The organism is Streptomyces acidicola (assembly GCF_009377235.1).
GTDB classification, from domain to species: Bacteria; Actinomycetota; Actinomycetes; order Streptomycetales; family Streptomycetaceae; genus Streptomyces; species Streptomyces acidicola.
In genome coordinates this window covers 1-12,021 of the sequence record NZ_VMNX01000269.1, presented here as the reverse complement: position 1 = coordinate 12,021, position 12,021 = coordinate 1, and the positions used below count along the sequence as shown (strand labels likewise).

Here is a 12,021-nt window from a genome sequence, read left to right as displayed (position 1 = left end):
GTGCGTGGGTGCGGGTGCGGGTGCGGGTGCGGGTGCGTTGTGGCTTGGGCGCCTACGCGTTTGTTCGTGGGTCGGGGGCGCGCCGAGAGGTCTCCGTCCTCGGTCCGGCGGGTCTGTGGGGTGTCGTATGTGCTCGGCGGCGGACGCCGGCCGCTGCGGGCGGACACCTCCCGGCACACCCCCTGCCGTGCGTACGCGGCTGCGGGGGGTGTGGTGGTACTGGTCGCGCGGTGGTGCAGGTGTCGGGCGGGTGGTGATGCAGGTGTCGTGTCCGGTGCCGGTGCCGGTGACGGGTGGTGGCGGTGTCGGTGTCGGGTGGTGGCGGCGCGTTGTGGTGCCGGGCGTGCCCGTGCTTTTTAAGGGGCGCGGGGAACTGCGCGACCAGCCACATACGACCCGCAGCCGACCACAGCCAGGAACCCGGCAGACGAGACCGACCGACCCCCGGAGGGACAGGGCTGCGGGTGGCGCAACAGCGTCACCCGCAGCCCTGTCCTGTGGGCGCCCTACGGGCTCACCCGGTGTTCGACGTCACCCTCACCGGCTCGGTGTCCGGCGCGCTGTGGCGCTGGGCCCAGTTCTCCAGGGCCGTGCGGCAGGCGTGGTCGAGGTGGTGGAGACCGGAGAGGTCCACCTCGATCGGGCGGTCCTGCGGCAGGGCCTCCAGGCTGTCGAGGATCTTCGGCAGGCGCAGGAAGGTCGCGTTGCCCGACAGGTACGCCTGGATCGGGCCGGCGCCCTTGTCGATGACCTCCAGCTTGATGTGCGAGGCCTCCCACGCGGTCTTGACGACCGAGAGGGCCAGACCGATCAGTACGCCCTCGAACATGTTGACCGCGACGATCGCCACGGCGGTGACCACGAGGATCAACGCCTCACCCCGGTGCGCCCGCCACAGCCCGACGACCTCCCGGAAGGGGATCAGTTTCCAGCCCGCGTGGACGAGGATGCCCGCGAGGGCCGGGATCGGGATGAGCGCCAGCGTGGACGGGAGCAGCGCCGCGAACAGCAGGAGCCACACGCCGTGCAGGACCCGGGACGCCTTGGTCTTGGCGCCCGCCTGGACGTTGGCCGAGCTGCGCACGATCACCGCGGTCATGGGCAGCGCGCCGAGCGCACCGCACACGGTGTTGCCCGCACCCTGGGCCATCAGCTCCTTGTCGTACTCGGTCCGCGGCCCGTCGTGCAGCCGGTCCACGGCCGCGGCGCTGAAGAGCGACTCGGCGGAGGCGATCAGTGTGAACGCGAGGATCGTGCCGAGGATGCTCAGGTTCGCCAGCTCGCCGAAGGCGTCGAGGCCGGGCGGCTGGATGGAGTCCAGCAGACCCTTCACCTCGACGGTGGCGACCGGGAGGCTGAAGGCGAGGGAGGCAAGGGTGGCCAGGACCACCGCGGCGAGTGCCCCCGGTACCGTCTGAGCCTTCTTCGGCAGCCGCTTCCACAGCACCATCACGGCGATGGTGCCCGCGCCGATCGCGAGCGAGGCCAGTGCCCCGGCGCTGCCGAGGGCGTCGGCGGCCGCGCCGGGCAGGCCGGCGATCTTGTCGAGGCCCGAGGCGGGTGCCTTCAGGCCGGCCGCCGCGTACAGCTGGCCCGCGATGATGACGAGCCCGATGCCGGCCAGCATGCCCTCGACGACGGACACGGATATCGCCCGGAACCAGCGGCCCAGCTTCAGCGCGCCCATGGCGAGCTGAAGCAGTCCGGCGGCCAGCACGATGACGCCCAGCGCGGGCAGCCCGAACTCGTTGACCGCCTCGAAGACCAGCACGGTCAGACCAGCGGCCGGCCCGGACACCTGGAGGCTGCTGCCCCGCATGAGACCGGTGACGATGCCGCCCACGATGCCGGTGACGAGTCCGAGCTCTGCCGGGACCCCGGAGGCGACGGCGACGCCCACGCACAGCGGGAGGGCGACGAGGAACACGACGAGGGAGGCGGCGAAGTCCTGCCTCAGGTGGGGGAACTTGGTCAGCACAGTCGTTCCCCCGCTCACAGGGACTCGAACGAGTCGGTGTCAGCGCGGTGTTCGCGCACGGCTCCGGTGTGCACCTCGTAGTACCAGCCCCTCAGGCGGAGCTGACCCGATGCCAGGCGTTGTTCGACGCACGGGTAGGACCGCAGTCGCAGAAGCTGTGCCAGAACGTGGTGCTGTACGGCTTCCGCGACGGCGGGGTCCGCCGAGTCGGCGGACCTGGGTTCGTCCGCGGCGTGCGCGAGCCAGTCCCGTACGGCGGGTACGGCGGTGAGGTCGTCGCCCCGCACCAGCGCGCCGACCGCTCCGCAGTGGGAGTGGCCGCAGACCACGATGTCCTGTACGCCGAGGACCTCCACGGCGTACTCGATGGTGCACGCCTCACTGGTGGGGTGGTCGGAGGCGTACGGGGGGACGATGTTGCCCGCGGTGCGCAGTTCGAAGAGCTCGCCGGGGCGGGCGCCCGTGATCAGGGCCGGGACGACCCGGGAGTCCGAGCAGGTGATGAAGAGGACTTGGGGGGACTGGCCTTCGGCCAGCCTGGCGAACTCCTCAGGGCGCTGTCCGAACGTACGGGCGTTGTCGATGAGGGGCTGCATGTGTGGTGATTCCTCCTGGCGCGCCACGGCGGCGCGTCGGGCTGACAAGAACAGAGTGTGGGGGGAGAGAACTCTGCTGCTCAGCAGCGGAAGACCTGGAGTGCGGCCGGGGTGTGGGCCGTCCGTGATCTCGCCCCCTGGTGATGCCACGTGACAGGCGCGACCGGCTCGTGAACGGACGCCCGTTCCGACCCCGTCAGCGGACGCTCGGGCGCCGACGGCACGAAGTCGGCCGTGCGATGCCGGTCAGTCCTCGGCAGCGGGCCGAGCGGGTCCCGGGAGTGGTCGCACTTGCGGTGGGTGACGATCTCGTCGCGCAGCGCCTTACCCGTGAGTACTTTTCCGGGCGCGGCGTTGACCTTGGCATCGCGCGTGGTGTGCGCGGATGCGAAGGAGGTGGTGGGGATGAGGAACGGGAGGCAGAGCAGGATGGCGGAGAGGAGCTCAATCAGGGTCAGGCCCCTTCTACCTCGCATCTTGTCCCTCCTCCCAGGTGTTTACCGTCTTTTCGGCGCGTCAACAGTTGGTCAACGACGGGTCAAGAGCAACGGTAACCCGGCGCAGATGTTTGCTGCGTAAACTTAACGTTTCATGCTGAAGAGAGCCTGAAAGCGCGGCCGAGTTGGCTTGAAATGGACCTTGACCTGTGGGAGTGCAGTGAATAGGGAGCCGCGCGGGGCAGGGCAGGGTGGCGCGGTGTTCTGAGGGGCTGGCCTGGTGCCCGCCCGGTGGGTGGTGAGCGCCCCGCTCAGTGCTCGACGAGGCCCTTGGCGTCGCGTGCGAGCGCGGTGAGGCGGGAAATGGCCCGGAAATACTTCTTGCGGTAGCCGCCGTTCAGCATGTCCTCGCTGAACAGCTTGTCGAAGGGCAGTCCCGAGGCGAGGACCGGCACCTCGCGGTCGTACAACCGGTCGGCGAGCACGACGAGCCGCAGGGCGGTCGACTGGTCCGGAACGGGCTGCACATCGGTGAGGCACACGGCCTTCAGACCGTCGGTGAGGGCGCCGTAGCGGCTCGGGTGGACGCGCGCCAGGTGGTCCAGCAATGGCGGGAACTCGTCGAGGGAGGCGCCCTCGGTGGCGTACGCGGCCTTCGTGACCTGCTCGTCGGAGTACGGCGCCGGGGCCTCGGGCAGCCCGCGGTGGCGGTAGTCCTCGCCGTCGATGCGCAGGGCGCGGAAGTGTGCCGACAGCCCCTGGATCTCGCGCAGGAAGTCGGCCGCCGCGAACCGGCCCTCGCCGAGCTTGCCCGGCAGGGTGTTCGAGGTGGCGGCGAGCGCGACACCGGCGTCGACGAGCTTGCCGAGCAGGGTCGAGACCAGGACGGTGTCGCCCGGGTCGTCCAGTTCGAACTCGTCGATGCACACCAGACGGTGTCCGGACAGGGTCTGGACCGTCTTCTGGAAGCCGAGCGCTCCGACCAGGTTCGTCAGCTCCACGAACGTGCCGAAGGCCTTGAGCTCGGGCTCGGCGGGGGCCGCGTGCCAGAGCGAGGCCAGCAGATGGGTCTTGCCGACGCCGTAGCCGCCGTCGAGGTAGACGCCACGCGGGCCGGTGGGGGTCTTCTTCCGGGGCCTGCCGAAGCCGAAGAGCCGGCGCTTGCCGGCCGTACCGCCGGCGGGCGCCCCGCCGAGACCCGTCGCGAAGCCGCTCAGGACCCGGACTGCCTCGGTCTGGCTGGGCTGGTTCGGGTCCGGGATGTACGTGTCGAAGCGCACGGAGTCGAACCGGGGCGGCGGCACCATCTCGGCGACGAGCCGGTCCGCGGGGACATACGGCTCACGGGTGCACAGGGACAGCGGAACCGCTTCGGGTATACGACCGATCCCGGACACGGCGGCGGAGGACGACGACACGATTACCGAGTCTAAGGGTCATGCCACACTGCACGACATGCGACGCCTGTTCCCTGTGACCGAACTGACAGTGCCCCCACGGCCCGGAGGCGCACCCGGTGGGGGCACGGACGCGGTGGCGGGGAGTGGTGCCGACCGCGAGTGGGGGTTCGACGAACTGGCCGAGGCGTACGCCTACCCCTCGGCGTCCGGCGGCGCCCCCGAACCCTGGCTGCGCGCCAACATGGTGTCGACCCTCGACGGCGCCGCCCAGCACGACGGGCGCTCCCAGCCCATTTCCCACGCGGCCGACATGCGGATCTTCGGCACGTTGCGGGGGCTCGCGGACGTGGTGGTGGTGGGCGCGGAGACCGTACGGCAGGAGGGTTACCGTCCGCCGCGAGCGCGGGAGGCCTTCGCGGCGCGCCGGGAGGCCGCCGGGCAGGGCCCCGCGCCGGCCATCGCCGTGGTGAGCGCGAGCCTGGACCTGGACTTCTCGCTCCCGCTGTTCACTGCGCCCCTCGTCCCCACGCTCCTGCTCACCGGCGCCGCGGTGGCCCCCGACCGGGTGGCCGCCGCGGAGAAGGCCGGTGCCCGGGTCGTGATCGCCGGGGACGGCACGGGGGTGGACCCCGCCCGGGCCGTACGCGCCCTCGCCGACCTCGGCCACACCCGGTTGCTCACCGAGGGTGGCCCGCGGCTTCTGGGTCAGCTGGTGGCGGCCGACGTGCTGGACGAGCTGTGTCTGACGCTCGCCCCGATGCTCACGGCGGGGGACGCGCAGCGCATCGCCGGGGGCCCGTCCGTCGCCGTACCCAAGCGTTTCGAACTCGTGTCCCTCCTGGAGGAGGCCGGGTTCCTGTTCAGCCGTTACCGTCGGACCTGAAGGGTTGTGGGTGGAATGTGCCGTTCTGTTTCGGTGTCGCTGGGCACACTCGAACTCCCCTTCCCGGTCCCGGAGGGAGAAGGGCGCCAGTCGTGTTCACGAGCGTATTGATGATCGAGAAGGCCCTGACGTCCGCCGACGTGGAGTTCGTCACCACGCTGCACGGCGACGAGGCGGTCGCCTTCCATGTGCTGCTCCAGCCCCGCGGGGACCAGGCGGACCGCCTTCTGCGGGCCATCGACGACCTCGCCCTCGGGGAACTGGACGAGGCCGCCCGCGAGCGCGAGACCCCCGAGGGGGAGGAGGCCCGGGAGACCGGGAAACGCGCCCTGGAGGTGTCCCTGCAGGCGCTGCACGGGGCCGGCAACGAGGCGCAGGGGCGGCTCATCGAGGCCCATCCGCTGGACGCGCTGAAGTCGCTGGTCGACGAGGTGGAGGCGGACGAGGTCATCGTGCTGACCGATCCCCACTATGTGGAGGAGTTCTTCCACCGGGACTGGGCCTCGCGTGCGCGGCACAAGGTGGGAGTGCCGGTGCTGAAGCTGTTCTCGCACAGCAAGGCGTAGCTGTTCGGGCGCCGTACTGGTGGATGTCGTGGTTCGGGTGCGGGCTCGTCGTGGTTTCTCCCGCAGTTCCCCGCGCCCCTCTCGGGGCGCTCGGCTCGCCGTGGGTGTGCGAAGGCGTCCTCGCGTACGCAATAGGCTGGGGTCGCCCTCACCTTCGGGGCGCCCTCGTTGCCGTACGAATCTTGGGAGAAACGCGCATGGCACCCGGCCTTCCTACCGCCATGGACCGACCGCACTTCATCGGGATCGGCGGCGCCGGGATGTCGGGGGTCGCGAAGATACTCGCGCAGCGCGGGGCGAAGGTGGCGGGCAGCGACACCAAGGAGTCCGCGACCGTCGAGGCGCTGCGCGCCCTGGGGGCGACGGTGCACATCGGGCACGCGCCGGAGCACCTGGCGGACGACGCGAGCTGTGTGGTCGTGTCCTCGGCGATCCGCGGCGGCAACCCGGAGCTGGCCCGTGCGGAGGAGCTCGGCATCCCCGTGGTCCACCGCTCGGACGCGCTGGCGGCCCTGATGGAGGGCCTGCGCCCGATCGCGGTCGCGGGCACCCACGGCAAGACCACCACGACCTCGATGCTGGCCGTGTCGCTGAGCGCGCTGGGCCTGGAGCCGTCGTACGTGATCGGCGGCGAACTCGACGCCCCCGGCTCCAACGCCCTGCACGGCGACGGCGAGATCTTCGTCGCCGAGGCGGACGAATCGGACCGCAGCTTCCACAAGTACGCGCCCGAGGTCGCCATCGTCCTCAACGTCGAGCTCGACCACCACGCCAACTACGCCTCCATGGACGAGATCCACGAGTCCTTCGAGACGTTCGCGGGCCGGATCGTCCCCGGCGGCACGCTGGTGGTCTCGGCGGATCACGAGGGTGCGCGGGAGCTGACGCGGCGGCTGGCCGGCAAGGTGAGGACCGTGACGTACGGCGAGGCGGAGGACGCCGACGTACGGGTCCTCTCCATCGTCCCGCAGGGCCTCAAGAGCGAGGTCACGGTGGACTGGGAGGGTGCGGAGCTCACCTTCACCGTCTCGGTCCCCGGCCGTCACTACGCCCTCAACGCGGTGGCCGCGCTGACGGCGGGCGCAGCCCTCGGCGTCCCGGCCGCGGAGCTCGCCCCGGCCCTGGCCGCGTACACGGGCGTCAAGCGCCGCCTCCAGCTGAAGGGCGAGGTCGCGGGCGTCCAGGTCATCGACTCCTACGCCCACCACCCGACGGAGATGACGGCGGACCTGGAGGCGATGCGCGGGGCCGCCGGCGAGGCCCGCATCCTGGTGCTCTTCCAGCCGCACCTCTTCTCGCGGACCCAGGAACTCGGCACCGGGATGGGCCAGTCCCTGGCCCTGGCCGACGCCTCCGTCGTCCTGGACATCTACCCGGCCCGCGAGGACCCGATCCCCGGCGTCACCAGTGAGCTGATCATCGAGGCGGCGCGGGCCGCGGGCGCGGACGTCACGGCGGTCCACGACAAGGACGCGGCGCCCGCGGTGGTCGCGGGAATGGCGAAGGCGGGCGATCTCGTTCTCACCATGGGCGCGGGTGACGTCACCGACCTGGGCCCACTGATCCTGGACCGTCTCGCGCAGCACAACTAAGGGGTTGGCCTTCATGTCGTACGACGTCGACAAGCCGGACGAGCAGTGGCGTGCGGAGCTGAACCCGGCCGAGTACGCCGTCCTGCGCCAGGCCGGCACGGAGCCCGCCTTCACCGGTGAGTACACCGACACCAAGACCAAGGGCGTCTATTCCTGCCGCGCCTGCGGCGCCGAACTCTTCACCTCGGGAACCAAGTTCGCGTCCCACTGCGGCTGGCCGAGCTTCTACGACCCGAAGGACTCGGACGCCGTGGAGCTGATCGAGGACCGTTCCCACGGCATGGTGCGCACGGAGGTCCGGTGCGCCCGCTGCGGGTCGCATCTGGGGCACGTCTTCGAGGGCGAGGGGTACGCGACGCCGACCGACCAGCGGTACTGCATCAACTCGATCTCGTTGCGGTTGGTGCCGGACGAGGACTGACGCGGGCGTATAGCCCGACTCGTCTGCCGCCCACCTGCGGCTTTGCCTGGAAAGGGAACCTCCGATCCGCGTCGGAGGCCCCTTCCGGCCTTTCGAGGGCTTGCCGCGTCAGACGGCGAGAAGTCCCTCGGACAGCACTGAAAGTGCCTGTACGGTCACGCTGTGGTCAGGAGGGAATGATCCGCCACTGTTCGTGCGTGGCTCCGTCGTACGTCCACTGGTTGATGTCGGCCCCGTCGTCGGTCAGTGCGTTGCCGACGGCGAGCGACAGACCGCTGAACCGGTTGGTGAGGACGTAATATCCGTCGCCTGTCGGTGTCAGGGCCCAGTGCTGCTGGGGGGCGTCGGCATCGGCCCAGATGTCGACGTTCCCGGCGTTGGCCCGGGACAGTCCGGCGATCTGCACGAGTTTGCCGCTGCCCACGCCACGGATCTTGAAGTACCCGTCTCCGGTGCTGGTGAAGGTCCACTTCTGGTTCGCCTGACCGTGCCACGGCCACTGCAGAACACCGGTGCCGTTGGCGGTACCCGTGCCCGCCACGTCGGCGACCTTGCCGCTGTGGCGGGCCTGAAGACGGTAGACGGTGCCGTCGCCGGGCAGTGTGGTGGACAGCAGCGCCGGCCTGGCGGTGCGTCCGCCGATTCTGACTCCGCCGATGTTGGCGTAGCCGCCGGTCGCCGCGTCGACCCGGATCCGCACGTAACCCGCGTTCCTGGCGGGCCACTCGGCCAGTTTGAGGGTGCGGTTGCCGGCCCAGCTGCCGCTCGCCACCTGGGTGAACGCGATGCCGTCCGTGCTGGTGTGGATGGTGTACGAGGTGATGTCGCCGTCGGTGGAGTCGGTGCGGTTCCACTGCTTGGGCAGGTACTCCAGAGTGGAGACGTTGCTCCAGACACCGCCCAGGTCGATGGTGATCGACTGTGGCAGCGGCAGGCTCCAGGTGGACCAGCATGTCTCGAAGTTGCGGTCGCTGAGCCCGTCGATGGCGTTCAGCGGCCCTTCGCCGCTGTGGAAGCCGGTGGCGATGGCGTTGACCGGGGTGACGGGGTGCTCGGCGCGCAGCGGCTGGGTGGGCAGCGGCGCTCTGGAGGTGTCCGGGCTCCACGTGGCGCCGACCTCGGCCAGCCGGCTCACGATGTTGGTGTCGAGCACCCCGTTCCGGTTCGGCGGGCAGTTGAGGATGAACGAGGTGTACTTCGGTTCGAGATCGGCCAGATGGGAGAGGATGGCTGCCTTGCTCAGGGGGTCCCTGGTCGGCGTACTCGGGTGCCAGAACCATCCGTCACTGATCGTCTGCCCCTGGAGTGCCGCGTAGGTGTTGCCCGTGGGCGCGGTGATGCCCAGCGGCTCCTCGAAGTAGATCGCATCACCGAGGAAGGGCACGGACAGTGCCCCGTGGTCGATCATGACGATGCCTGGCTGCAGCGATTTCACGTGCTCGCGGATCCGCTGGTAGGAGACGGCCTGTTGGCCCATCTGCCAGGCAAATCCGTCCATGACGAAGAGGTCGATGGTGCCGTAGTTCGTCAGCAGTTCCGTGATCTGGCCGAGGATGTAGGTGAGGTCGCCGGGCTGGACGGCCTCGTCGCTGCCGATCCCGTGCCGGGTGTCGTAGGCCTCGACGCCGTGGGTGCGGTCCCATATGGAGAAGTACAGGCCGACCTTGAGGCCGCGCGCCCGGAACGCGGTGACGTACTGGGCGACGATGTCGTGCCGGTAGGAGCTGTGGGTGACGTTCTGCTTGTTGTAGGCGGTCGGCCACAGGCAGAAGCCGTCGTGGTGTTTGGCCGTGAGCACCCCGTAGTCCATCTTCGCCGCCGCGGCAGCCGCGGCCCACTGGGCGCAGTTGACGGCAGTGGGGGCGAAGAGCGCGGGGTCCTGATGCGGTGCCGCCCACTCCTCGTCCGTGAACGTGCCGAGATTGAAGTGGTTGAACATGCCGAAACGCATGTCGACCAGCTTGCTGAGGCTGTCCTGGCGCGCGGACGCAGCCGCCTGGGCCGATGTACCGGTACCGAGTACGGCGGGCAGCGATGCCGCGATGGCGGTGGTGCCCGTCGCACCGATGAACTGCCTGCGGGACGGTCGTCCTGACACGGTGAGCTCCCGGGAATTTGGGGGGCGGGAGAGACTGACGCGTCCTATGAATCTCACTCGTGTGTCAGACAGGTCAACCCTTGTGAAGGGATGAATGACCACAACCAAAGGGTAGTTGACTAATGATCGCTACTTTTGTCCGCTAACTCCTTCTCCAGACATCACTTGTATGAGCGGTGTGTCGTGTCATGCTGGAGATTCGGAATCCCGTACGGGTCGCATGGGACGAGCTTCGCCCACGGAGCCAGGTCAGACCGGACACGCCTGGGCAGCCGGCTCACGGAAGGAGTTCGCGTTGTCTCTGACGGACAAGGCCATCGGGCAGATCCGTGAGCTGATCCGGACTGGCGCGCTGCCCCCTGGCTCCAAACTGCCCCCCGAGCCGGAACTGGCCGGGCAGCTCGGGCTCTCCAGAAACCTCGCCCGCGAGGCCGTCAAGGCCCTCGCTGTCGCCAGGGTGCTGGAGGTCAGACGAGGCGACGGCACCTATGTGACCAGCCTGCAGCCGAGCCTGCTGCTGGAGGGCCTCGGCGGCGCGGTCGAACTGCTGCAGAGCGACTCGGGAGCCTTGCTGGACCTGATGGAGGTACGGCGGCTGCTCGAACCCCTCGCCACCGCCCTGGCCGCCACCCGGATCACCGAGGAAGGGCTGGCAGAGGTCAAACGCCATCTGGACGCCATGCGGGACGCCCGCGACGACGTCGAGCGGCTGAACTCGCATGATGCGGCGTTCCATCGCGCCGTCGTCTCGGCCACGGGCAACGAATCGCTGCTCACCCTCCTGGAGGGCATCTCGGGGCGTACCATCCGCGCGCGCATCTGGCGCGGCCTGGTCGACGACCAGGCCGCGGGGAGGACCCTCGCGGAACACGAGGCGATCTATACGGCCCTGTGCGCACGCGACTCCCCCCTCAGTCAGGCCGCCGCGCTGCTGCACGTCAGCAACACCGAACAGTGGCTACGACAGCACCTCCGATCCGCCGCGCCTGAGGGCGACGGCATTCGGACGCCGGGTCACGATATAGGGCGCACCGTCTCCTGAGCCGCTCGGGCGGCTCGGCATGGTGCTGAAGGCCGCATCCGCAAGGTCAGGCGAGCGCGTTCAGTCGCGCCACCTCGTCGTCGGTCAGGGAGAGCTTGGCTGCCTGGAGGTTCTCGGTGAGGTGGTCCAGGGAGGTGGTGCCGGGGATGGGCAGTACGACAGGTGAGATGTGCAGCAGCCAGGCGAGGGCGACCTGGGCCGGGGTGGCGTCCAGCTCGGCCGCGAGGTCGGCGACCGGGCTGCCCGGCTGGGCGAGCTTGCCCATGGCCATCGGGAACCAGGGGATGAACGCGATGTTCTCGGCGGTGGCGTAGTCCAGGACGGCCTGCGACTGGCGGGTCACGAGGTTGTAGAGGTTCTGGACGCCGGCGATCTCGGTGATGCTCCGGGCCTCCTTCAACTGCTCCACCGTCACCTCGGAGAGTCCGATGTGGCGGATCTTGCCCTCCGCCTTGAGCTCTGCCAGGGCGCCGAGCTGGTCGGCAAGGGGGACCTCGGGGTCGATGCGGTGCAGTTGCATGAGGTCGATCCGCTCGGTCTTCAGCAGCCGCAGGGAGAGCTCCACCTGCTGCTTGAGGTAGGCGGGGTGGCCGACCGGCACGAACACGTTGGGGGCGGGGCGTGTGTTTCCGACCTTGGTCGCGACGACCACGCCGTCGGGGTAGGGGTGGAGCGCGTCGGCGATGATCCGCTCGGTGACCATCGGGCCGTAGGAGTCGGCGGTGTCGATGAAGTTGACGCCCTGTTCGACAGCGGCCTGTACTACGCGAACGGCGGCGGGCCGGTCGGCGGGCTCGCCCCACACGCCGGTTCCGGTGAGCCACATGGTGCCGTAGCCCAGCCGGTTGACGGTCAGGTCGCCGCCGAGGTCGAAAGTGAGGGGGGCGGTCATGGTTCGTCCTCCGTGGTGATGTTCGTGCGGTTCGGATTTCGGGGTCTGAACTGGCGTGGCGGACGGGGCTCATCTGTGGTCGAGCGGCAGGGCCACGTACTGGTAGGGGCTGGGGG

At 69.7% G+C, this 12,021-nt stretch carries 11 protein-coding genes; 5 read left to right on the top strand and 6 right to left on the bottom strand.

The window, feature by feature from the left end; translation table 11 throughout:
* Window positions 1-514 precede the first annotated feature (514 nt).
* The 4 genes from FPZ41_RS39875 to zapE all read right to left on the bottom strand — a co-directional run bounded on the left by FPZ41_RS39875 (window position 515) and on the right by zapE (window position 4,429).
* Complete coding sequence (locus FPZ41_RS39875) at window positions 515-1,978, bottom strand: SulP family inorganic anion transporter (RefSeq protein ID WP_322621331.1); 1,464 nt, start codon at window positions 1,976-1,978, stop codon at window positions 515-517.
* Between the two features lie 14 nt (window positions 1,979-1,992).
* Window positions 1,993-2,574 (bottom strand): carbonic anhydrase, encoded by a 582-nt coding sequence (locus tag FPZ41_RS39870; protein ID WP_152868902.1) that lies wholly within the window; start codon window positions 2,572-2,574, stop codon window positions 1,993-1,995.
* 80 nt (window positions 2,575-2,654) lie between these two features.
* Complete coding sequence (locus tag FPZ41_RS39865; RefSeq protein WP_152868900.1) at window positions 2,655-3,050, bottom strand: hypothetical protein; 396 nt, start codon at window positions 3,048-3,050, stop codon at window positions 2,655-2,657.
* 272 nt (window positions 3,051-3,322) lie between these two features.
* Window positions 3,323-4,429, bottom strand: a complete 1,107-nt coding sequence (zapE, locus tag FPZ41_RS39860; RefSeq protein ID WP_322621330.1) for a cell division protein ZapE — start codon at window positions 4,427-4,429, stop codon at window positions 3,323-3,325.
* A gap of 37 nt (window positions 4,430-4,466) precedes the next feature.
* On the opposite strand from zapE, the gene FPZ41_RS39855 reads away from it, so the two are divergent.
* The 4 genes from FPZ41_RS39855 (at window position 4,467) to msrB (ending at window position 7,873) form a co-directional block, all read left to right on the top strand.
* Window positions 4,467-5,294, top strand: a complete 828-nt coding sequence (locus FPZ41_RS39855) for a pyrimidine reductase family protein (RefSeq protein ID WP_152868898.1) — start codon at window positions 4,467-4,469, stop codon at window positions 5,292-5,294.
* 92 nt (window positions 5,295-5,386) lie between these two features.
* A complete protein-coding gene (locus tag FPZ41_RS39850; protein WP_181587071.1) occupies window positions 5,387-5,860 on the top strand; it encodes an indole-3-glycerol phosphate synthase in 474 nt (157 codons plus the stop codon).
* Between the two features lie 197 nt (window positions 5,861-6,057).
* Entirely contained in the window at window positions 6,058-7,452 is a 1,395-nt protein-coding gene (murC, locus tag FPZ41_RS39845) for a UDP-N-acetylmuramate--L-alanine ligase (RefSeq protein WP_152868896.1), read from the top strand.
* A 13-nt stretch (window positions 7,453-7,465) separates the two neighbouring features.
* On the top strand, window positions 7,466-7,873 hold the full coding sequence (msrB, locus tag FPZ41_RS39840; RefSeq protein WP_152868894.1) for a peptide-methionine (R)-S-oxide reductase MsrB: 408 nt from the start codon (window positions 7,466-7,468) through the stop codon (window positions 7,871-7,873).
* A 166-nt stretch (window positions 7,874-8,039) separates the two neighbouring features.
* Here msrB and FPZ41_RS39835 read toward each other — a convergent pair whose 3' ends face one another.
* Window positions 8,040-9,824, bottom strand: a complete 1,785-nt coding sequence (locus tag FPZ41_RS39835) for an alpha-L-fucosidase (protein ID WP_228023310.1) — start codon at window positions 9,822-9,824, stop codon at window positions 8,040-8,042.
* Window positions 9,825-10,266: 442 nt separating this feature from the next.
* Between FPZ41_RS39835 and FPZ41_RS39830 the strand changes: the two genes are divergently transcribed.
* Complete coding sequence (locus FPZ41_RS39830; RefSeq protein ID WP_152868892.1) at window positions 10,267-11,013, top strand: FadR/GntR family transcriptional regulator; 747 nt, start codon at window positions 10,267-10,269, stop codon at window positions 11,011-11,013.
* Window positions 11,014-11,059: 46 nt separating this feature from the next.
* On the opposite strand, the gene FPZ41_RS39825 is transcribed toward FPZ41_RS39830, so the two are convergent.
* Window positions 11,060-11,905: an aldo/keto reductase gene (locus FPZ41_RS39825; protein WP_152868890.1), complete on the bottom strand. Its 846-nt coding sequence runs from the start codon at window positions 11,903-11,905 to the stop codon at window positions 11,060-11,062.
* Between the last annotated feature and the right edge of the window lie 116 nt (window positions 11,906-12,021).

Bases quoted from the DNA above. Each gene is read 5' to 3' on its own strand.
- msrB (WP_152868894.1), top strand. From the start codon at position 7,466: ATGTCGTACGACGTCGACAAGCCGGACGAGCAGTGGCGTGCGGAGCTG.
- FPZ41_RS39825 (WP_152868890.1), bottom strand. From the start codon at position 11,905: ATGACCGCCCCCCTCACTTTCGACCTCGGCGGCGACCTGACCGTCAAC.
- FPZ41_RS39835 (WP_228023310.1), bottom strand. From the start codon at position 9,824: ATGCGTTTCGGCATGTTCAACCACTTCAATCTCGGCACGTTCACGGAC.
- FPZ41_RS39865 (WP_152868900.1), bottom strand. From the start codon at position 3,050: ATGCGAGGTAGAAGGGGCCTGACCCTGATTGAGCTCCTCTCCGCCATC.
- murC (WP_152868896.1), top strand. From the start codon at position 6,058: ATGGCACCCGGCCTTCCTACCGCCATGGACCGACCGCACTTCATCGGG.
- FPZ41_RS39855 (WP_152868898.1), top strand. From the start codon at position 4,467: ATGCGACGCCTGTTCCCTGTGACCGAACTGACAGTGCCCCCACGGCCC.
- FPZ41_RS39870 (WP_152868902.1), bottom strand. From the start codon at position 2,574: ATGCAGCCCCTCATCGACAACGCCCGTACGTTCGGACAGCGCCCTGAG.